Annotated in this window: 18 protein-coding genes; all 18 read left to right on the plus strand. The window is 50.0% G+C overall.

Features of this window, described 5'->3' with window-relative positions; all coding sequences use genetic code 11:
• Positions 1-72: 72 nt before the first annotated feature.
• Positions 73-1,314, plus strand: coding sequence for an N-acetyl sugar amidotransferase (locus tag BMZ36_RS05710; protein WP_091192592.1), 1,242 nt, complete (start codon positions 73-75; stop codon positions 1,312-1,314).
• Between the two features lie 8 nt (positions 1,315-1,322).
• Positions 1,323-2,090 carry an imidazole glycerol phosphate synthase subunit HisF gene (gene hisF / locus BMZ36_RS05715; protein WP_091192594.1) on the plus strand — a complete coding sequence of 256 codons (768 nt, stop codon included), beginning with the start codon at positions 1,323-1,325 and terminating at the stop codon, positions 2,088-2,090.
• Positions 2,083-2,724, plus strand: coding sequence for an imidazole glycerol phosphate synthase subunit HisH (hisH, locus tag BMZ36_RS05720; RefSeq protein WP_091192597.1), 642 nt, complete (start codon positions 2,083-2,085; stop codon positions 2,722-2,724). The genes hisF and hisH overlap by 8 nt, the downstream gene beginning before the upstream one ends.
• Positions 2,725-2,726: 2 nt before the next feature.
• Complete coding sequence (locus BMZ36_RS05725; RefSeq protein ID WP_143085978.1) at positions 2,727-3,899, plus strand: hypothetical protein; 1,173 nt, start codon at positions 2,727-2,729, stop codon at positions 3,897-3,899.
• 26 nt (positions 3,900-3,925) lie between these two features.
• Positions 3,926-4,612, plus strand: a complete 687-nt coding sequence (locus tag BMZ36_RS14795; RefSeq protein WP_091192605.1) for a CatB-related O-acetyltransferase — start codon at positions 3,926-3,928, stop codon at positions 4,610-4,612.
• 98 nt (positions 4,613-4,710) lie between these two features.
• A complete protein-coding gene (locus BMZ36_RS05735) occupies positions 4,711-6,189 on the plus strand; it encodes a B12-binding domain-containing radical SAM protein (protein ID WP_143085979.1) in 1,479 nt (492 codons plus the stop codon).
• 19 nt (positions 6,190-6,208) lie between these two features.
• Positions 6,209-7,147: a glycosyltransferase gene (locus BMZ36_RS05740; protein ID WP_091192610.1), complete on the plus strand. Its 939-nt coding sequence runs from the start codon at positions 6,209-6,211 to the stop codon at positions 7,145-7,147.
• A gap of 59 nt (positions 7,148-7,206) precedes the next feature.
• Positions 7,207-9,018: a carbamoyltransferase family protein gene (locus BMZ36_RS05745; protein ID WP_091192612.1), complete on the plus strand. Its 1,812-nt coding sequence runs from the start codon at positions 7,207-7,209 to the stop codon at positions 9,016-9,018.
• Between the two features lie 18 nt (positions 9,019-9,036).
• The gene (locus tag BMZ36_RS05750; protein ID WP_218142640.1) at positions 9,037-9,672 is read left to right on the plus strand and encodes an acyltransferase; all 636 of its coding nucleotides are present in this window, start codon (positions 9,037-9,039) and stop codon (positions 9,670-9,672) included.
• Between the two features lie 3 nt (positions 9,673-9,675).
• A complete protein-coding gene (locus BMZ36_RS05755; protein WP_091192616.1) occupies positions 9,676-11,409 on the plus strand; it encodes a heparinase II/III domain-containing protein in 1,734 nt (577 codons plus the stop codon).
• Entirely contained in the window at positions 11,364-13,262 is a 1,899-nt protein-coding gene (asnB, locus tag BMZ36_RS05760; protein ID WP_177187795.1) for an asparagine synthase (glutamine-hydrolyzing), read from the plus strand. The genes BMZ36_RS05755 and asnB overlap by 46 nt, the downstream gene beginning before the upstream one ends.
• Positions 13,249-14,127, plus strand: coding sequence for a glycosyltransferase family 2 protein (locus BMZ36_RS05765; RefSeq protein ID WP_091192621.1), 879 nt, complete (start codon positions 13,249-13,251; stop codon positions 14,125-14,127). Before asnB ends, BMZ36_RS05765 begins: the two co-directional genes overlap by 14 nt.
• A gap of 16 nt (positions 14,128-14,143) precedes the next feature.
• A complete protein-coding gene (locus BMZ36_RS05770) occupies positions 14,144-16,570 on the plus strand; it encodes a lipid II flippase MurJ (protein WP_177187796.1) in 2,427 nt (808 codons plus the stop codon).
• A 27-nt stretch (positions 16,571-16,597) separates the two neighbouring features.
• Positions 16,598-18,106, plus strand: a complete 1,509-nt coding sequence (locus BMZ36_RS05775; RefSeq protein ID WP_143085980.1) for a hypothetical protein — start codon at positions 16,598-16,600, stop codon at positions 18,104-18,106.
• Positions 18,084-19,256, plus strand: a complete 1,173-nt coding sequence (locus BMZ36_RS05780) for a glycosyltransferase family 4 protein (RefSeq protein ID WP_091192629.1) — start codon at positions 18,084-18,086, stop codon at positions 19,254-19,256. The genes BMZ36_RS05775 and BMZ36_RS05780 overlap by 23 nt, the downstream gene beginning before the upstream one ends.
• A complete protein-coding gene (locus tag BMZ36_RS05785; protein ID WP_091192634.1) occupies positions 19,249-19,845 on the plus strand; it encodes a sugar transferase in 597 nt (198 codons plus the stop codon). Before BMZ36_RS05780 ends, BMZ36_RS05785 begins: the two co-directional genes overlap by 8 nt.
• Positions 19,842-20,480 carry an acetyltransferase gene (locus tag BMZ36_RS05790; protein ID WP_091192637.1) on the plus strand — a complete coding sequence of 213 codons (639 nt, stop codon included), beginning with the start codon at positions 19,842-19,844 and terminating at the stop codon, positions 20,478-20,480. The genes BMZ36_RS05785 and BMZ36_RS05790 overlap by 4 nt, the downstream gene beginning before the upstream one ends.
• Before the next feature lie 37 nt (positions 20,481-20,517).
• Positions 20,518-21,723: a DegT/DnrJ/EryC1/StrS family aminotransferase gene (locus tag BMZ36_RS05795; RefSeq protein ID WP_373277402.1), complete on the plus strand. Its 1,206-nt coding sequence runs from the start codon at positions 20,518-20,520 to the stop codon at positions 21,721-21,723.
• Position 21,724 lies beyond the last annotated feature (1 nt).

Below are 21,724 nucleotides of genomic sequence, written 5' to 3' on the forward strand. Positions count from 1 at the left end.
CTGCAAGCAGACAATTGAATTTGCAAATGCAGAGGTTCTCCCTCTGCATTTGATTTTGACCAAGGACCAGAAATGAGCAATCCCAAACCGGATAACTTGGAGGCGTACTACGGACTCCCGCACGATGTGGTTTTCTGCAAGAAATGTTGCTATTCCAACCAGCGCCCTTCTTCTACCAAGGAATTCAACCATACCAAGGACAGCAAAAAGGTTACGCTGGCTTTTGATGAAGAGGGTGTCTGCGATGCCTGCCGGTTCGCAGAAAAAAAGGAAACCATCGACTGGAAAGCGCGCGAGGAGCAACTTCTGGAGTTGCTGGCCAAACATCGCCGTACCGATGGGGGCTATGACTGTATTGTTCCGGGTAGCGGTGGCAAGGATAGCGTCTACGCAGCGCATGTTCTTAAGTACAAATACGGAATGAATCCGTTGACTGTAACCTGGCCTCCAATCTTGTATACGGATTACGGCTACCGCAATTTCCGTAATTGGATCGACATAGGCGGGTTTGACAATATCTCGTTCAACCAGAATGGGCGAGCCATGCGCACGTTGACGCGTCTGTCCATCGAAAACCTGTTTCATCCGTTCCAGACGTTCATCCTTGGACAGAAACAACTGGCCCCCAAGCTGGCGCTCAAATTTGGAATCCCGTTGATCTTCTATGGCGAACACGAAGCAGAATTTGGCAATCCGATCGCAGAGACCAATTCATCCCTGCAGGATAGTTCATATCATACCTATGACAACTTGGATGATTTGATCCTCGGAGGCATTCCCATCCGGCAGCTGCGCGAAGATTACGGCCTGTCCCTCAATGAATTGATGCCTTTCCTTCCTGCCCCGCGGGAGGAATATGAAAGGGGTAAAGTAGAAGTCCAGTATCTGGGTTATTACCTGAAGTGGTTGCCTCAGGAGTCTTATTACTATGCCGTAAAGCACGCAGGGTTTGAGGCAAGGCCTCACCGGACGGATGGCACATATAGCAAGTATTTGGGCATTGACGACAAAATTGATGATCTCAATTATTACTGTTACTTCATCAAATTTGGTTTTGGTCATTGCACGGAAGATGCTTCACAAGAAATCCGTAATGGCCACATCACTCGTGACGAAGGCAAGGCATTGGTTGCTCGCTTCGATGGAGAGTTCCCGGAGCGCTACTTCATGGATGTCATGAATCATCTAGGCATGGACCCGGATTATTTCCGCAATGAACTTACCGACAAATTCCGCTCGCCGCACCTATGGGTTAAGGATAATGGCATTTGGAAGTTGCGGCACAACATCAATGGCACAGGCTACAACGACTGATCGGGCACATGAACAAAAATATAAGATTGATCGCGCGTCTGGATATCAAAGGGCCCAATCTGATCAAGGGCATTCACCTTGAGGGGCTGCGCGTGATTGGCTCTCCTTATGAACACGCCTTGCGCTATTACCAGCAAGGCGCTGATGAACTGATTTACATGGATTGTGTAGCCAGCCTGTATGGGCGGAACCACTTGGGCGACATTATCAGGGAGGCTGCACGCGATATTTTTGTTCCGCTCACCGTAGGCGGTGGTATTCGCTCGGTCGACGATGCAACGCAAATTCTCCGCGCAGGCGCGGACAAGGTGGCAATCAATACTGCTGCGGTAGCCAACCCGGGGTTGATCAGTGAAATATCGCGCCAGTTCGGCAGCCAGTGCATGGTTTTATCGGTAGAGGCCAAGCAAGTAGGCGAAGGGAAATGGCAGGTATTCACGGACAATGGCCGTGAATGTACGGGTCTGGATGTGGTTGAGTGGGTACAGAAAGGCGTTGAGATGGGCGCGGGCGAAATCCTGCTGACGTCCATTGATCGCGAAGGCACGCGCAAAGGCTTTGACATCGCACTCTTGAAGGCGGTGACCTCGGCTATTTCGGTCCCCGTCATTGCAAGCGGCGGCATGGGCGAGGCCGGCGAAGTGGTCGACGCTGTGCGGGAAGGCGGTGTGGATGCTGTTGCAATGGCCGATATCCTGCATTACAAACGCGCCCAAATTGGTGATGTGAGAAAAATAGCGAAGTCCGCAGGTTTGAAGGTGAGGGATTATGCCTGATGTCGTGGTAATTGATTACGGTGTAGGCAACCTCTACAGTGTGCAACGCAGCTTGGAGCATTGCGGCGCGACCGTCACGGTTACATCGGATCACGATGTCATTCTTGCGGCTCCCCGCGTCGTTCTGCCTGGAGTCGGGGCCTTCGATAGCGCAATGAATGCATTGCAACAACTTGGCTTGGTGCCAGTAATCCAGGCTTTGGCCAATAAAGGCACCCCATTGCTGGGTATTTGCCTTGGAATGCAGCTATTGCTGGATGAAAGTGAAGAGTTTGGTCTGACCAAAGGCTTGGGATTGATTCCCGGCAGGGTTGTTCCGATCCCCGCCCAAACCATTGCCGGGGATATTCAAAAAATCCCGCATATCGGCTGGAATGCTCTAGAACCCGCCTGTGCAACAAACGACTGGCAGGGAACAATTTTGGACCATGTAACACCTGGCGACGCTGTCTATTTTGTCCACTCCTTTATGGCTGTTCCCTCTAGCGAAGAAAGCAGGCTGGCCAATTGTGACTATGGTGGGCACAAGATTGCTGCTGTAATCGGAAGAGCCAATGTCATTGGCTGTCAGTTCCATCCCGAAAAAAGCGGCGAAACCGGCTTGAAAATACTAAAGAAATTCTGTAACGCATAATTGTGAAAAAAAAGACGCTATTTGTATTTGTTAAAAATCCCTTTGTACAAAGGGATTTTGACCGTATGGGGATACAGCATCTAGAGCGACATTTTTATGTCCATGTCCTCGACTGCACTTCCTTGTTGCTTCCGAAAGCCAACGAAGGCCGCCTTAGCCAAAGAATGAATTATGCCAACTTGCATCTGGTTAGTTCGTTCAAGGAAATCAAGGCGATACTGTCTGGCGCAGACGGAGGCTACGCATTGGACTATGTGGGACCATTTTCTGTAAAGGCCGTCTTGCTTTTTGATCTTTTGCGCAAAAATGGATTGAAACTGATTGTGGTTGACAGTGGTGCATATCCTGTCCCGGCCACAAGCATGAATCGTCGATCACTGCTCCAAAAGATTGTGACCGCATTCAGGCACAACACGTTCCACTTGCACCTCAACGCCTTGTTGATCAAAGCGCTGACCAGGATATTGCCTGACCAAACACCGGATTTTGCCCTTGTATCGGGCCAATCATGGCAGGATGACCCAAGATTCGGATCCGCCAAAGTAAAAATACCTGCACACTCGTTTGATTACGAGAAATTCATGCATCTCAGGCATAAGCCTCCATTGCGGACGGTGCCCTACGCGGTGTATTTGGATGAAGACATTGTCGGACATGAAGATAACGCAGAAATGGGCCTGTCTGCGCCGACAAGCAAGGAACGGTTCTTTCCGCAGATAACGCGTTTTTTTGAGGAGTTCGAACGCAATTCAGGCATGCCGGTAGTTATTGCCGGCTACCCATCTAACCGGAGCATTACCGCCGCACATTTGAGCAATCACGAAATCGTGTATGGACAAACCGCCGAACTGGTACGAGACGCGACACTGGTATTTGCCCATGCTTCCACTGCCTGCTCTTTTGCTGTGCTGTGGAAAAAGCCGCTCGTATTCATTACCAATAGCGAGATTGCCGCGAGCTGGTATCAGCCTTGGATAGAGGTGATAGCTGATTTGCTCCAAGCCTCGCTGGTTGATCTGGATGCGTGCCCAACTTTTGCAATCCCCTTGTCCGACTGGATGATATTTGATAAAAATTCATATGAGAGATATGAGAAAAAATATATCAAATCATCGGAAAGTCCTGATGTTTCACTATGGGATAGAGTTTTAGATGTGACTCACCCGCCGAGGTAAATACAAATCCGCATTAGGAAGTGGCTATGAATGTGCTTTTGCTGTGTAAAAATGTGCTCAAACATTTTGTGTTTTGGCTTTCTGTGCCAATCAGAAATGCACAATTGTCCCAAAGATTTCCAACTTGCCACATCTACCCAGGATCGACAATTGATAACAAATCCCGACTGGGAAAACTTAATGTTATTTTCAGGAATGCCGCCATCATCAATTCGACCGTTGGCGACCATACTTTCGTTCAACGTGATTCAATCATCTGCAACGCAGACATAGGAAAATTCTGCTCCATCGCCATGCGGGTAGCTGTTGGGTTGGGGCAACACCCCACCACATATGCCAGCTCCCACCCCGCATTCTATGCAGCGCATCAACCGGTAGCCAAAACTTATTGCACGGAAGACCATTTTAACCCTTTCAGAAAAACGGTTATTGGGCACGATGTCTGGATTGGTCAAAACGCGCTGATCAACGATGGCATATCAGTTGGCACCGGTGCTATCGTCGCCGCGGGGGCTGTCGTAACGAAAGATGTCCCGCCGTACGCCATCGTTGGCGGGGTGCCCGCCAAGGTGATCAAATTCCGGTTTGACGAGGGCACCAGAAATGCCCTGCTTGCCACCAAGTGGTGGGACATGCCTGATGAGTGGCTAGACGAACACCACGAACTTTTCCGGGATGTCGATCACTTACTGGCGGTGTTTGCCAGTAAGTAATTGCTAACTGGTCGCAGTGACATGGCTTCTTCCAGCTATTGCCAGTAAAATAAGCAACCGGCTCATTGGCCGTAGTAGATACAATATTAGGAAAAATTGTGGGCACGACCGTACTTATTTCATTTTTGACAAATAGTATAAATACTAGAATGCTTGCTTCTTATGCCAAGCAAAACGGGCATGATGTCATATGTATTTTTTGCCCAGATTTGCCTACAAGAAAAAATACGGACGCCCTGTTGGGTTTCTTAAAAAATAAGAGGATTTCACTGGTTGGCATCAGTTTGGTAACGGACAATTATCGTGCTGCATGCATGCTCACAAAATCGATCAAGTCGGAATTGTCAATTCCCATTATTTGGGGGGGCGCACACGTAAATGTCATGCCTGGCGAGTGCTTGCGCCATGCTGATATGGTCTGTGTTGGCGAGGGAGAAGAAGCTTTTCTTGACCTCTTGAACAGCATTTCCAGAAATGGGGAACCCGATACCTCGATTAAAAACATCTGGTTCAATACGCCTGACGGCATCATTAAAAACGAAATTCGCCCTCTGGAAGAAAATCTGGATAAATACCCCTATCCAGACTTTGATTTTGAAAACCAGTTTGTCATGAATGCAACCGGTCTTGAGCCGATCGGCGAAAAACACTTCAGTGACGAATACAGCATCATCACATCCCGAGGCTGCCCTTACCGCTGTAAGTACTGCTACAACAGCTATCGATGGAAACAATACGAAGGGAAAGGTCGCTATCTGCGGACGCGGAGCATAGAAAATGTTATTGACGAGCTTGAAATTGCCAAAAAACTATTTCCGAAATTGAAGAAAATTAATTTCTGGGATGACAGTTTTGTGGCTAGAAAGACAGAAGACTTTGTAAAATTCAAGAATCTGTATCTGGAAAAAATTAATTTGCCGTTTTTTGCGCTTATCGAGCCGATGGCCTTCAAGTTCGATAAAATAAAAATATTGAAGGAGTGCGGATTGTGTTCGCTACAGGTAGGTATACAATCCGGGAGTGAGCGCGTTAATCGGGATGTCTATAACCGTGCTGTTCCGAATGTAAAAAACATTGAAGTTGCAAGGCAAATTAACAGCCTTGGAATTGATGTTACCTATGATTTGATCTTCAATAACCCATATGAATTCAAGTCTGACATAAAGGAAACCATCGATCTTTTTTTGCAGTTCCCGAGACCATTTTGGCTACAAGGATTCAATCTGATATTTTACCCGGGCACTGAACTGACAGATCGCGCGGTACAGGATGGTTACATTGCAGCCAAAAACGATGAAGAAGACTATTCCACCATTCAGGATAAGTCAAACTCACCTATTTCCATGGGCGGCGGCGGAAAGTTGAGTGAGCGCTTCTATGCAATCAAATATAACTCGGACGAAAAGGAATATCTTAATTCCGTACTTTCGTTGATTGCTTACCGACATATTCCGGCGCCAATAATCAGATACTTTGCTGCATCTGAAAATGCCTTGAAGCGCATGCAACTAAGATTATTTGTTGGTGCTTATATCGGAATCAGTAAAATTAAAAACCGTTTGCTGCACCCGCAATAATCCGCAGGCGCGATAGATTATGAATGATCTTGCAAGTATAGTTGTTACAAGTTACAACCATGCCGAATATCTTGCGCAGAGAATGGACAGCATTCTGGCACAGACATACGAAAATATGGAAATCGTCGTGGTGGACGATTGCTCAACGGACAACAGTCTTGAAATATTGAATAAATATGCAAGTCATCCCAAAGTAAAAATATTCCCCCTGCAAAAAAACGGGGGCTACGCTAACGCATGCAATTTTGGGGTCAGCCAATGCCGCGGCGAATTTGTCATGTTTGCGGAATGCGATGATTTTAATTCGCCCGAGCATGTGGCCGCATTGATGCAGGCACTTAATAGCCACCCCAGCGCCGTGGCCGCATACTGCAGAAGCCATATTGTCGATAGTTGCGGCAATACCTTGCGGGACGACTACCAATGTCGCGAACCTTCCTTCAGGAATATCTGCGCAAACAGCGCGCTTATTCCTGCCAAAATTATGCAGCGCTTCCTGCTCCGTTCTTGCGTTATACCGAACATGAGCGCGGCGATGTTTCGTCGTACTGAATTTCTGAAGATTGGCGGACTTTCTACAAAATTTACCGCCTGCGCAGACTGGGATTTTTGGTGTCGTCTGGCAGAGCGCGGGGATGTTTACTATGTTGCCACCCCTCTGAATTTTTTCCGCACACACCCTGAAAGCGTTCGCAGTACATTCAGCATGCAACGCCAAGTTTGTGAAATGATGGAGCTTCTTGACGCCTCTGCTAATAGATTGAGCCTGACTTTCACCGAGCGGATTAGTTTCAATGTCGCCCTTGGTGATATTTGGGCAGGGCAGTTTTCAGCCAATCCGACAGCTTGGGTAAAAAGTTTCTGGCCCATACTCAAAAAAAGCACTTCTTATTCTATTTTTTCTATTTTATATTTGTGCATTTCCGTGTGTAAAATATTGCGTAGAAAAATTGCATGAATATAAATTTAAAATTTCACTCGGTCGAATTAATTTGGTTAATATAAGGATTTGTAATAATGAGCCGAAACTGCATACTTAGTTTTACACTTAGTGGTCACGGGTTTAGTGGCGCCGTATGTATTAATGGCCAAATTGTTGCGGCCACAAGCCTGGAAAGAATAACGCGAGAAAAGAATGATATTTTTTTGCCTATTACCAAGCAGGATCTAAAAGATTTTGGATGGCGATCGGATCCCAGTATTTACAAAAACAGTTTAAACCTCCCATTTGATCTTGAATTGGATGCAAGTAGTATTTGTTTTGAAGAACAGCCAAAATTTAAGGCTTTTTTGGATTATTTGCTTGATGCTGGTGGATTTTCATTAAGTGATGTCGATTGCGTAGTATTCAGCTACAGATATGTTGAACAAGCGCGAGCTTTTTTTGCAAAATATTGCCCCAATGCGGATTTCCTGGTGCCAGAACATCATCTGGCACATGCTTGCCAAGCATTCCTTTCCTCTCCGCATGATGAAGCCGCCATTATGGTTGTTGATGGTCAAGGGGTGCCTATGGAACGAACAGGAGGGGATCAGCTCGCAGGTAACCTTGCCTATGGCAAGGGCGATACAATCAAAATTCTTCACGAGATCCCAGTTCGGTACAGTTTGGGCGGCATATATGCAGCGTTTACGAGCAAGGTCGGTTTTAAAACCAACGAAGAAGGTAAAACAATGGGATTGGCTCCTTATGGAAGCGATACCCTTTACAAGGAGTTAAAGAAGGAACTCCGATTTGATGTTAATGAATATAACTTCAGAAAATTTGGCGCGTTGCTGCGTCGCGGGTTTCAGCCGGAGCATGTTTTATATGCACTGCCAAATTACTCCGCATTCTTGAATAAATACAAGAGGCGAAGCAAGGGCGAACCGATAGAAGATTTTCATAAAGACCTGGCGTATGCTGTTCAGAAACTCACTGAAGATGTGATGATTTACTTGGCCAACTGGCTTCACAAAAAGACAGGGGCTAAAAATTTGTGTATCGCCGGCGGTGTCGGATTAAACTGCGTTGCAAATTATCAAGTTCTGATTAACACACCATTTGAGCATGTTTACGTACATCCAAACCCAGGAGATAACGGCCTTGCTATTGGCCAGGCATTATGGGCGTACACGATTGACGGCAAATGCAAGAGAAAATACATTGCCACCAATGATTATCTTGGAAGAAAGTACTCCGAAGCCGAGTTTCGGAGTGCAGTGGATTCTGTAAGAGGGCGTGATGATGTAATTGTTTCCGAATTTGACGACCTGCAGAATTTGTATGAACAAATGGCCAGTGACATTGCGGACGGAAAAATTACAAGCTGGTGTCAGGGGCGTAGTGAATTTGGTCCAAGAGCGCTAGGCAATCGCAGCATATTGGCCGACCCGCGTCGAGCCGATATGAAAGACATCCTCAACTCTCGCGTCAAATTTAGAGAAAGTTTCCGCCCATTTACTCCCTCAGTGCTTGCAGAGCGCTGTAATGAATTTTTTGAGCTTGAATTTGAATCGCCCTTCATGCTTCATGCTGCCTATGTGCGGTCTGGCAAAGCCGAATTGGTGCCGGCCATTACACATGAAGACAATACTGCAAGAATTCAAACGGTCACCAGCGATGTGAATGAACGTTACTATGGACTGATCAAGGCGTTCGAGAAAATAACAGGAATTCCGATGGTTCTTGATACGTCGTTTAATATAGCTGACGAACCTATTGTAGAAACGCCTGCGGATGCGATTCGCTGTTTTCTCTCTACCGATATCGATGTGCTCGGTATTGATAAATTTATCATTCGCAAGCTTAAAAAAACACATACCCCACGTCAGCAACTTGGCTCGTGAAAGTCGAGCATATTATTCATGAGTAAGCGTTTGTATTTTATTGCGCGCATGGTAGGCTATTTAAGCCTAATGGCAAAAAAAACATATTTCAATTTTTTTTTACGACCTGGGTTTAAAAAACTAGCGAATGATGCACTTATACTTTACCCATTCAGAGTAGACGGGGCGGAAAACATTGAAATTGGTTCCGGCAGTGTTATGCAACGAGGCGGATGGCTTTATTGTCATGGCGTAGATGAAATTCCTGCACGGTTAAAAATTGGGGATGGCTGTGTATTTGGTTATGACAATCATATTGCTTCTGTGCGTGATGTCGTTATAGGAAACAACGTTTTGACTGCCAACAATGTCTACATATCTGACAATTTGCATGGATATGAGGATATTGCGCAGCCCATCATGTGTCAGCCCATCAGGTTCAAACGCCCCGTGAATATTGGTGATGGTAGCTGGATTGGTGAAAATGCATGCATTATCGGTGCTCGAATTGGAAAAAATTGCGTAATTGGTGCGAATTCTGTTGTTACCATTGATGTCCCAGACTATTCGGTTGCAGTAGGCGCCCCGGCGATTGTCATCAAACAATATGATTTTGAAACAAACCGCTGGCAGACTGTACGTCGGGCATCAACGTCACTGCAAGTGCATGGTTAAATAATGCCGGGTTACAGAAAGCACTTTATCGCTGAATCGGCCAATTTCCGCCGAACCGTCCTGCGCCAGCCTTGGCGGTGGCTGCATTACGCCGTTTCGCTGGCCCTGCTGGTGTTTCGCCGGATTAGCCAAACGCTGCGTTTGCGCCTCCGAAAAGAGGCGCATCGTGGTTTGAAGCAATGGCCGGAATGGCTTGATTCGAAGCCTTTGCCCGCGGGCGAACCGCAACCACTCCGCTTCCCGTCTTACGCCGTGCGCGGTGCCGATAGTCGAACGGCTGAACTCCCGCCCGTGTTTTCTGCACCGGCAGATGATCCTGAAACCGCACTGGCACACCACCGTTTTGGCTATTGCCTTGCTGCTGTGTTACAGGATAAGGCTGCGGCACAGCGGGCAGCACGGCAAGTCGCTGCCTGGATTGGCAATGCACCCGCCAAATCTGAACCGGCATGGGAAACCTATTCCTGTTGCGAACGGGTTGTGAATCTGGCGGCGCTGCTGGCTATCCATCCCGAAGTGCAAGGCGAGATTGACCCAGAGAAAACCCGCGCTTTTTTTGCCGATTCGCTGCAGTGGATCAATAGCCACCTTGAGTATTACGGCATGGCGCGCACCAACAACCACATTCTCAACAACGCCCGTGCGCTGGTGGTGGCCGGCAGCGTGCTGGGGGTGAGTGAGGCCGTCGAGCGCGGATTGTTGATCTTTACTCACATGAGCCGATCACTGTTCCTGCCGGATGGGTTCTTGCGCGAACGCTCGTCGCATTACCAGTGGATAGTCACCAACTGGCTGTTCGATACCCTGCATTTCGCCCGCGCCACCCCTGCGCTTGCGGCTGCCGCTGTGCAGGCATTGGACGAGTTGTCATCGCTATCCCGGCGGGTTGCCCAAGCTTCCGGTGCACTGGCCGCCAGCTTGGGTGATGCTGCCACGCATATCGGCGATATTTCACCGGACGCCCACCCGGCACTGACCCTGGAGCGGTTGCGAAGCCTCTACCCGGAGGCGCTGACCACCCCATCGGATGTACCAGGCCGTATGGATGACTGGCTGTTGTTCAGCAAGGGTGCAGATGCTCTGGTTGTTTGTGGTTTTCCCGCCAGTTACCCAATCGATTACACCACGCATGGTCACAGCGATCTGGGCAGTTTTATCTGGATGCACCAAGGGCAGCCTGTGCTGGTCGATAGCGGCAGAAGCAGCTATGCGGCCAATGCCACGCCGCGTATCCAGTGCGGGCCGCAGGGCCACAATACCATTCTGGTCAACGGCGTGGGGCCATTGGCGGAATCGGTGCTGCAAGCAGGTCGTTGGTTGCCCACGCCTTATGCCAAAGCGCATATTGAATTGGCCATGACGGCGGGCGGCTTCCGCATGCAGCATGATGGCTTTGCCAGAATGGCGGGGGTTGGCATCCACCGGCGCACTGTGCAGCTTGCGGATGACGGGCTGATCGTGGAGGACATGATTGAAGGCGTCGCCGATGCGGCCATTGAGATGTTCTGGCATTTTCCGCCCGAATTTGCGCCGGATGATAAAAATTTGACCTGCATTGCCGGAGCAGGGCTGTGCTTGACCGTAGAGAGCGGCGCAGCCGACGCACGATGGCAGGCGGCCCCGTTTGCTGCCGCTTATGGCGATGAGCAAGCAGCCCCCGCGCTTTGTCTGGCATGGCAGGTCACGTTGCCATGTACGATCAAAACCGTTTTCAGGGTATCGCCATGTGCGGAATAAGCGGAATTTTGAATTTTGGCGGCCAGCCGGTTGCGCCGCGCGATATTGGCGCGATGACCGATGCCCTGGCGCATCGCGGGCGCGATAACGCCGCCGTAGTATTGGGCGGGGCGGAACGCGGACGTCTGTCCACCTACCCCGGCGTGGCGCTGGGGCATCGCCGCCTGTCTGTCATTGATCTGGCTCCGCATTCGGCACAACCCATGGCCAGCGAGGATGAGCGCAACTGGATCGTCTACAACGGTGAGCTCTACAACTACCGTGAACTGCGCCGGGAGCTGATGGGGTTGGGCTACGCCTTCGGTACCGAATCCGACACTGAAGTAGTGCTGGTGGCATATCAAGCTTGGGGTGAGGCGTGTTTGGCCCGCTTCAATGGTATGTTCGCCTTTGCCATCTGGAGCGAGGCATCGCAAAGCCTGTTTTGCGCTCGTGACCCCATCGGTATCAAACCGTTTTATTTCACACGGGATGAGCAATCCTTCAAGTTCGCTTCCGAGGCTCGGGCTTTGGTGGCAGGCAAAACACCCGCGCTCGATTCGCAATCGGTTACCTGCTATTTCCTTTCGATGTATGTGCCGCGCGAGCTGAGTATTTTTGCGGGGGTGCGCAAATTGTTGCCGGGCCACTGCATGCGGGTCGAGCGCAGTGGCAAAACAGAAATCCGGTCATACTGGAGCCTGCCAGCGACCGGAACACGCAACATCTCTGCTGAAGATGCAGCAGTCGAGTTGCAATCCATTCTGGATAAGGCTGTTGCCGCGCAACTGCAAAGCGATGTTCCGGTCGGTGCACTGCTATCGGGCGGGTTCGACAGTGGCATGATCGTTGCGTCTGCCGCGCAGCATACCCAAAGCTTGCATACCTACAGCGTGGGTTTTGACGATGGGCGGCAATTCAACGAATTGCCCATCGCGAAAGCATTGGCGGCACGGTATGGCACGATTCATCACGAGCGCGTGATCCGTAGCGACGAAGTCATGGACATGCTCGACAAAGCCATAGCCTGCATGAGCGAGCCGATTGCCGACAGTGCCATGGTGCCCACCTATTGTTTGTCGCAGATGGCGGCAGAAGATGGCGTCAAAGTACTTTTGAGCGGTACGGGCGGCGATGAAGTGTTTGGGGGCTATTCGCGGTATGTAGGGGCATCGCGCCAGCGCCGGCTGTTTTATTGTGTGCCGCGCAGCATCCGTCACGCACTGGGTCGAACTTTGTTCCGCGATGGCCCGCTGGGCGCGCGGCTGCGCCATCCTGCACTGGATATGATGCTCTACACCGGCGGCTCACCCAAGCTGGCCGGGCAATTGTTGTCGGGCCGTGGTGGATTGAACGTTTTTTTTGAAACATTGGCGCAAGACATATTCCCGCCCCCCATCGCTGGTACGCCGGGATTGTACGAAAACATGCTGTTCGACCTGCAGGTCTATTTGCCCGATGAATTGCTGACGTTGCTCGATCAGCTCACCATGGCCCATACCGTGGAAGGCCGTGTGCCCCTGCTGGATATTGACCTGATCGCTGCCAGCTACAGCCTTCCGCCCGCGTTGCACGTTAGCCAGCACCAGGCGGAAACCCGCAAACTCATGCGCCGGATGGCACGCGGCAAGCTGGACGAACGTACCTTTAGCGCCCGCAAACAAGGCTTTTCCGGTCCGATGCGCTACTGGATAGAAAGCAATCGCTACCGCTTCCGCGAACGGATCATGACCATGGAAAACGTGGACATGCTGAACGGCATCCGGTTTGATCACCTGTGGCAAACCGGTGCAGAACAGGACCCATATTGGGCTGGTGAAGTATTCTCTCTCTATTGTTTTGCCACCTGGTATCAGGCTCATGCAGCAGGCTAATCCACCACTCGTCAGTGTGGTCATCCCCACCCGGAATCGTTGTGAGCGGTTGTCGCAAGCCATTGCTTCCGCCAAAGCCCAAACTTGGCCGAATATCGAAATCATTGTGATTGACGAAGCATCCGATGATGCTACGCCCGCCTATTTGGCATCGCTTGCGGCCGAAGATCCGCGTGTTCATCTGATCCGCAACGACCATCCTCGCGGCGGCGGCGGAGCGCGCAACCAAGGGATCGATGCGGCGAGCGGGGTGTATATTGCCTTTCTGGATGATGATGACATCTGGCTGCCGGAAAAACTGGCTGCGCAAATGACCCTGCTGCAGGCCCAGCCCGGCGCATCGGCAGTTTCGTGCGGTTTCGTGGTCGAATATCCGTTCTCGATCCTGCGCGGGGTACGCGTCGTTCCTCCTTCCGACGCCCAGCAATTGCTGCGCGCCAACCATCTTGGTGGTGCCTCCATGTGTCTGGCCACAAAAAGTGCGCTGGCAGCAATTCATGGTTTTGATCCATCACTGCGCAGCGGGCAGGATTGGGATTTGTGGCTCAAGCTTTATGACCAGGGCCCCATACTGGTGTGCGACCAGCCGTTGGTCCGCTATGTTCCGCACCGGGGCGTTCGCATTACAGGCAACCCCGGGTCGGCCTATTCTGGCCGCCGCCGGATTTTCTTTCGCTACCGTTCGCGCATGACCGCAATGACACAACGCTTTTTACTCAGCGAGCTGGTTTATTGCAGAAAAGTATTGATGGGGAAAACGGCTAGACGGATCGCCAAAGGATTCTTGCATGTGTTGCATTTGGCCTGTGGAACCAATGCGGTCCGCTATGTGTATCGATACCTGAAACACCTGTCCCGCGTCTGACCCAATGGGAATCGCCTTGAACAAAGTCTGTGTGATCATCCCCTGTTACCGTGACTCTGCCACGCTGGCCCGGGCGCTGGATTCGGTACGCGCGCAAACTCACCCCGTAGACGAGATCATCGTCGTCAATGACAACTCACCTGAAACCGAGGCTATCGAGGCGGTGCTGCAAGCCTATCCGGAAGTCACCTATGTCAAAAATCCGGAAAATGTCGGGCTCGCGGCAACCCGCAACAATGGCGTACGCGTTGCCAAAAGCGAGATTATTTCTTTTCTGGATGCGGATGACGAATTGCATCCTCAAAAAATCGAATTTCAATTAAGGAAATTGTGTGACAAGGGGGCCGTTGCCTGTCGTGTGGCGAAAACAACAATCAACACCCGCCCGCCGGTAAATCTGTATTCGGCGAAAAAAATTAGGACAGTCAAAGTAAACCATACAAAGCGCATGCGGTTCGGAAATCATCTGACTGGCGCATCCATGATGCTTGAAAAATCGTTGTTCATGAGTTTGGGTGGGTATGATGCAAATTTGCGCTCATGCGAGGATTTCGATCTTTGGTTTAGATTGCTGGATGCGGGCGTTGAAGTTGTTGATATACAGTTGCCATTGTATTTTTATTATTATAACGAGTGTGGTTTGTCAAAAAACTATGTAAATATATCGCACTGGGAGCTGGAGGTTGTCAAAAAATTTCTCCAGCGGAATGGAATTTGTCCTGGAAGTTTTTGGAGCGGTGGATTTGTTTTATTCGTATGGATGGCCCGGCATTTTATTCGAAGTAAAATGCCGGGAAACGAAATATTGCAAGATAGAATTCGAGAGAATGTTTCATATTTGGGGATGCACTGGTTCTGGCGTGTCTTGATGAATTTTGCGGATCGTGTGGGTTTTTGGAAGTTGTGGGCGAGGGTTGATCTGAAATCAAGGGCGGATTCAAATGCCGGTCGTGATTGCAATGTGATGAACTTTAGTTTTGCCAAAATATTTAATGCCGGAATTTGGGTTGGCGGATTGACTGCGCTTGGATATTTGGGTTTGATGTTTCGCGATATTCTGATGGCGCGGTGTTTTGGTGTGGGGGAGGCTGTTTCCTTATATCAGCTTGGCAGTGTACTTCCCATGTTTTTGGCAAGTGTGTTGGCTGGGCCTGTTAATGCCACTCTTGTTCCTGAAATAGTCAGGCGGCGAACGATCCTGTCAGACCGGGAAAATTCGGTCTGGTTTTCCGATGTATCAAGAACGATATTTTTGGGGATGTTACTGGTTTCGATATTTACATTTTTTTCATGTCTTGTTTATAGCCTGCATCGCGAGTTCGCTGTGAACCGGGGGGGCTATTTTGTAATGCTTCTGTTGATGTCATGCGCCATGCTGGCCATGAGCGGAAATGTTGTACTGGGCAATGCGGCGCTTAATTCGATAGGACGGGCGAGAGTGGCATCACTGGCACAAGCGGTGGTGCCTGTATGTGCCATTATCCCCCTGCTGTTGTGGTCTGATTCGCTGGGGGTGATCTCGGTGGGCATGGGTATGCTATTGGGGCAGCTGGCGAATTTTTTGATTATTAAATGGATTCTGTCCGGATGCGGATTCCCGCTGGAAATCGGAAAGCCGGTGAGATGGAAAATTGTTGATAAAATTGCAGTCAGGCAATATGTTGCCATGGTGGTCATGAGTATTTGCCTTTTTGCTACACCATTGATCGGGACCGCGCTAGCTGAATTGATAGGTCATGCAGCCGTTTCGGCGTATACATTAGGCAGCAAGGTCGCTGTTTTTTGTAATGGAATTGTGACGGTAACCTTGGGTTTTGTGGTTTTGCCGAGATTTTCAAGGGATATTTCCTCAGGGATGGATGAGAGTGCCAGAACATTGCTGAGATTGGCATTTTCATTTCTTTCAATTGTTTCATTTGTATTTGTTGTGGCTTTGTTCTTTTTGTCAAAAAATATTGTACAGCTTGTTTTTGTTGGTGGAGCATTTCTCCCCTCTGACGTAGATGTTGTGTCGCAAGTCATGTCTTATTCCAGCTTGCAATTGCCTTTTTTTGCTGCGTGCATGTTGTTGTTGAATTATGCGCTGGCGCAAAGACGTGTAGGGAAAATATTTATTACAGCTTTTTTGGGGCAAATCCTTGGTGTGGCCATGTCATTCTGGTTTAAAGATAGATATGGCGTTGGAGGGGTAACCTTGGGGCTTGCTGCCGGAATGGCATTGTCATCAATTATGCTGCTCGTGGACGCGGTTTTTTCCAAAAACATCGAACCGTTGTCGGCGGTGCGGGTTATTTGCACATGGGTGGGTTTGGCGTTGGCGTTGCTTTTGTTTGAAAATGGCCAGCCTGGATTGGCGGTTTTTGCAATGGCAATGGCTTTGCTGGGTTTTGTGTTTGAGACTGCCTGGTCAATCAGGATGGTACTTGTAAGCAAAAGGGCGTGATTTATGCGGAACGGGATATCGTTTGACGTGAAATTGAAATATTTCATTCTATTTTTTTGTTACTCCATAGCGCTTGCTGTTATTTTCCAAAAATTCATCTTGTCTTTTTTGCCGTCATTGCACGCCGTGAATGGGTTGCTTCCGGGGGATGCCCAATATTTCAACGAGGTCGCAGTCAAGTTGGCAAATCAGATCATCTCGAACGGATGGGGTGCATGGAAGTTTTATCCCGCGTATGGTGCGACAGGGAATACCAGCCTTCTTGCGGCGTTTTACGCGGCGCTGGGGTTTGATCCTGCATGGATGATACTGATTAATGCATTGCTTCATGCCGCGGGCGGTATTCTGATTGTCAGAATCAGTGCGTTGATAATTCCGGGTAATATTGGGGCGCGCGCCGGTATTATTGCAGCCACGTTTTTTGTTGTTTTTCCGTCATCGTTGAATTGGTACGGTCAGATACATAAGGATGGATTTTCAATTTTTTCGACATTGTTGTTTTTGAATGTGTGGCTGAAGTCGGATGATTTGAACAATACTGGCTGGTTGTTTGTCTTTGAGTTTTTCGCGGCTGTCTTTTTGTCGGTTATGGTGAGACCGTATCATTTGTATTTTGTTTTAATCGGTTTTGCTACCATGTTTCTTTTTGAAATATTGTGTGAGGCGGTGAAGTATGTGTGTCATGGGGGATTTGCCTGCAAGCGGATGACGTTGAAGTTATTGCTAATCGCTGGCATCGCGCTTGCTATTCAGGTCGCGCCCAAAGGGGATCAAATGGGTTATACCAGTTGGAATGGTGGTTTTTTTGCAGGGAATAATTTATCGGAAACCCCGTGGGAGTGGCAGCCGACGTCATTTATTCCGAGCAAGTTGGATAAGTTTATGGAGATTGTAGCCAAGACGCGTGCAGGTATGATTAATAATGCGTTACAGGCCAATGCATCCTCCATGATCGATGTCGATGTGCGTCCAAATAATTTTGTCGATGTCATTTTGTATTTACCCAGGGCAGCGCAAATTGCCATGTTTGCGCCTTTTCCGTCTAAGTGGTTTGAAAAAAATGGGGCGCTGCGTTATGTGGCAGTGGCGGAAACCTTGATTTGGTACCTTCTTGCGCCCGGGGTTTTTCTTTTGCTTTCGGCCGGTTTTAACAAGAAGCTTATCGGTTTGTTGATTTTTTCATTGAGTTGTATGGCTGTGCTTGGGTTTACGATTGCCAATGTTGGTTCCTTGTATCGTGTGAGATATGTTTTTTTATTTGTATTCATAATGGCTGGCGTCATCGGGTGGCAGCAGTTTTTTGATTTGCATAAAAATAAAATGGCATGTGTCAGATTGCGCGAGAGCGTGCGCTGGATCGGCGCGGCGGTACCATTTGCCTTGATGGGTCTGCTTGTGGTTGCGATGGGGTGTGCCATTTACTCTGGCAGCCTGGCTTCGATTATTGCATGTGTAGTTGGCTTTGTTTCTCTTGGGCTCGTGGTCTGGTTTGATCGCAGGGGGATGGGTGTATATGGCAATTCCGGGCAAAAATAAGCCGCGAGTTTACCTGGTCTCGTCGGCGCCAATGTCTTTGCATGCTTTTTTCAAACGGCATATTGAATCTTTGCGCCAGTCAAACCAAGTGGTTTTATTGGCGAATGGCAATGCCAAATCAATGGAAAATTTCGTTTCTGAGAACGTCCATTTTTCACCTGTACCCATTGAGCGCCAAATATCCCCTTGGCGGGACATTCGTGCCATTTTTTCACTTTGGCGAAATTTCTGGCAAGGGCATCCTGATCTGGTCCTTTCCGTTACCCCGAAAGCAGGGTTGCTCTCGATGATTGCGGCAAGATTGGCCAAAACGCCTGTCAGGGTACATATTTTTACCGGGCAAGTATGGGCTACCCGCCATGGGCTGGCGCGCTGGCTGTTCAAAATGGCAGATAGCGTGACCGCATCCTGTGCGACACATGTTCTGGCGGATAGTGAATCGCAGCGTGGTTTTCTGATTGCGGAAGGCGTGGTCCCTGCAGACAAAATCAAAGTGCTGGCCAATGGTTCCATATGCGGAGTAGACACCAATCGATTTCAACCCAGTCCCTCTGCGCGGTCGGGCGTTCGCACAGAGCTGGGAATACCTGATGATGCGGTGGTTTTTCTTTATTTGGGAAGGTTGAACCGTGACAAGGGCATCCCCGAGCTGGCGCGGGCTTTCTCCCGCTTGGCATCCCAAAGGCCGGATGTCTGGTTGGTGCTGGTAGGGCCCGACGAGGAAGGCCTGCAGGTGGAAGTAAGCAAGGTGTGCTCGGACGTGGAAGGCCGATTGCGTTTGATTGGTTTTACAGCCGAACCAGAGCGCTACATGGCCATGGCTGATGTATTTTGCCTGCCCAGCCATAGGGAAGGGTTTGGTTCTGTGATTATTGAAGCCGCTGCATGTGCGGTCCCGGCAATAGCCACCCGTATTTATGGCGTTTCCGATGCGGTTCAGGACGAGGTGACCGGGGTGTTGTTTGAGCCCGGGTCTGAAGATCAGCTACTGGCTGCAATGGCGACGATGGCAGAAAATTCCGAACTCAGGGACTGCCTGGGGCTGGCAGCGCAACAGCGAGCGCTGCGCGATTTCCCGTCCGGGTTGGTGACAAGTGCACTGATCGCATATCTTGATGCCTTGCTCAGGGAAAGGGGGAGGCATGTTTAAGCGCTCATTTGATTTCTGTATTGCGCTTACCCTCTTGATTATATTGTTGCCCGTGATTGCCGCCACCGCTGTCATGGTGCGGTGGAAGCTGGGTTCCCCTATATTCTTCAGGCAGATTCGCCCTGGTCGGCACGGGAAATTATTCGGTATTTACAAATTCAGAACCATGCTCGATTCCGTGGATGCTGATGGAAACGTGTTGCCGGACGATTTGCGACTGACAAGGTTTGGCGTTGTGTTACGCAAGCTGAGCCTGGATGAATTGCCGCAACTCATAAATGTGCTGCGTGGTGACATGAGCCTGGTGGGGCCCCGCCCGCTTTTGGAGGAGTATTTACCTCTATATTCTGAAGAGCAGGCACGACGGCACGATGTGCGTCCTGGTATCACCGGGTGGGCTCAAGTCAGCGGGCGAAATACGATTTCGTGGGAAGAGCGTTTTCGTTTGGATGTCTGGTATGTAGATCACTGCTCGTTCTGGCTGGATATGAAAATTCTCTGGTTGACGGTGGTGCGGGTATTCCAGGCAAAAGACATCAATCAGCCGGGGGTCGCCACCATGGAAAAATTTACCGGGAACAATAAATGAACGGCATATTTGTTTTTGGTGCAGGCGGGCATTCAAAGGTCATCCTTGATGTTGTTGAAAAGCAGGGGCTGCATCAAGTCGTATATCTATTGGATGATCATCCTGAATCTCCGGGGCGTATGCTTCGTGGGGTTACGGTGGTTGGGAGCAAGGAATGTTTCCCGATACACAAGGGCAAGGCCGATACGGGGTTGGTTGCCATAGGGAATAACATGGTCAGGCGTGATGTGGCGCGCTGGTTGCATGACAATGGTGCGAAATTCGCCGTGGCAATTCATCCTTCGGCGTGCATCGGCTTCAATGTGGCATTGGGCTGCGGAACGGTTTTGATGGCCGGGGCGGTGGTGAATCCCGATACGACGGTCGGTGAGCATGTAATTATCAACACCTGCGCGACAGTAGACCATGACTGCCGAATTGGAAGTTTTGTGCACATAGCTCCCGGCACCACGCTGTGTGGCGGAGTGGTCGTTGGCGATGGAACCATGATTGGCGCTGGCAGTACTGTGGTGCCGTGTGTGAAAATTGGGGCGGGGGTCACGATTGGGGCGGGGGCCACCGTGATTTGTGATATCCCGGATGGGATGACTGTGGTAGGTACGCCTGCACGCCCAAGGATAGGAAAACATGAGTGAAATGAGAAATTTGTTGGCGATTTACGGTGGTGAACCGGTGAGCAAGGCTCAATTCGCTCCGTGGCCTTTTTTTGCAGAGGATGAAGTTGCCGTCGTTGGCAAGGTGCTGCAGTCCGGCAAGGTGAACTACTGGACAGGCCATTTCTGCCGGGATTTTGAAGAAGCATTTGCGCGCTTTGTGGGTGTCAAACATGCCATTTCGCTGAGTAACGGAACGGTGGCTTTGGAATTGGCACTGCGTGCGATGGGCGTGGGTGCCGGAGATGAAGTGATCGTGCCGAGCCGCACGTTTATTGCATCGGCCAGTTGCGCCGTAGCTGTCGGCGCCAAGCCGGTTGTGGTGGATGTGGATCCAATCTCCCAAAATTTGACAGCCGAAACGATCCGGCCTGCAATTTCCCCGCGTACCAAGGCCATCGTGGCCGTGCATTTGGCAGGCTGGCCGTGCGACATGGATTCCATTATGGCGCTTGCTCAAGAACATGATCTGAAGGTGATCGAGGATTGTGCACAGGCTCATGGCGCTGAGTACAAAGGCCGGCCGGTAGGCAGTATGGGTGACTGCGGCGCTTTTTCATTTTGCCAGGACAAGATCATGACGACTGGCGGCGAAGGCGGCATGCTGGTGACAAACAATGAAGCCCTTTGGCGTAACGCATGGGAATACAAGGATCACGGAAAGAGTTGGGATGCCATATACCGGCGGGAACACCCGCAAGGCTTTCGCTGGCTGCATGACTCTTTCGGCAGCAACGGCCGGATGACCGAAATGCAAGCGGCTATTGGATTGCTCCAGTTGGAAAAGCTGCCGTTGTGGCGTTCCTCCAGGCAAAAAAATGCAGCTTTTCTGATTTCAAAATTGGAAAATGTACCGGGGGTGCGTGTGCCCCGGTTCCCTTCGGACGTGGCGCATGCATGTTACAAGTTCTATGTGTTCTTGAGGCCGGAGCTACTTGCCGATGGATGGGATCAAGGCGCTATTCTGGATGCGATCAATGCCGAAGGTGTTCCCTGTTTGGCGGGTAGTTGCAGTGAAATATACCGGGAACAGGCGTTTGCCGCGCATGGCTGGCAACCTGAATCTCGTTTGCCGGTGGCCAAAGCGTTGGGGGAAACCAGTCTGATGTTCATGATCCACCCGACGTTGACGTTTCAGGATGTGCAGAACACTGCAGATGCAATAGCCAAAGTCATGGCTGTGGCAACGACGCAAGCGCGAACCTCAGAAATCATGGCTGGGTAAG

Origin of the sequence: Formivibrio citricus (assembly GCF_900115065.1) — a bacterium.
GTDB classification, from domain to species: Bacteria; Pseudomonadota; Gammaproteobacteria; order Burkholderiales; family Chitinibacteraceae; genus Formivibrio; species Formivibrio citricus.

Bases quoted from the DNA above. Each gene is read 5' to 3' on its own strand.
- BMZ36_RS05710 (WP_091192592.1), top strand. From the start codon at position 73: ATGAGCAATCCCAAACCGGATAACTTGGAGGCGTACTACGGACTCCCG.
- hisF (WP_091192594.1), top strand. From the start codon at position 1,323: ATGAACAAAAATATAAGATTGATCGCGCGTCTGGATATCAAAGGGCCC.
- hisH (WP_091192597.1), top strand. From the start codon at position 2,083: ATGCCTGATGTCGTGGTAATTGATTACGGTGTAGGCAACCTCTACAGT.
- BMZ36_RS14795 (WP_091192605.1), top strand. From the start codon at position 3,926: ATGAATGTGCTTTTGCTGTGTAAAAATGTGCTCAAACATTTTGTGTTT.
- BMZ36_RS05740 (WP_091192610.1), top strand. From the start codon at position 6,209: ATGAATGATCTTGCAAGTATAGTTGTTACAAGTTACAACCATGCCGAA.
- BMZ36_RS05745 (WP_091192612.1), top strand. From the start codon at position 7,207: ATGAGCCGAAACTGCATACTTAGTTTTACACTTAGTGGTCACGGGTTT.
- BMZ36_RS05750 (WP_218142640.1), top strand. From the start codon at position 9,037: ATGAGTAAGCGTTTGTATTTTATTGCGCGCATGGTAGGCTATTTAAGC.
- BMZ36_RS05755 (WP_091192616.1), top strand. From the start codon at position 9,676: ATGCCGGGTTACAGAAAGCACTTTATCGCTGAATCGGCCAATTTCCGC.
- asnB (WP_177187795.1), top strand. From the start codon at position 11,364: ATGTACGATCAAAACCGTTTTCAGGGTATCGCCATGTGCGGAATAAGC.
- BMZ36_RS05765 (WP_091192621.1), top strand. From the start codon at position 13,249: ATGCAGCAGGCTAATCCACCACTCGTCAGTGTGGTCATCCCCACCCGG.
- BMZ36_RS05780 (WP_091192629.1), top strand. From the start codon at position 18,084: ATGGCAATTCCGGGCAAAAATAAGCCGCGAGTTTACCTGGTCTCGTCG.
- BMZ36_RS05785 (WP_091192634.1), top strand. From the start codon at position 19,249: ATGTTTAAGCGCTCATTTGATTTCTGTATTGCGCTTACCCTCTTGATT.
- BMZ36_RS05790 (WP_091192637.1), top strand. From the start codon at position 19,842: ATGAACGGCATATTTGTTTTTGGTGCAGGCGGGCATTCAAAGGTCATC.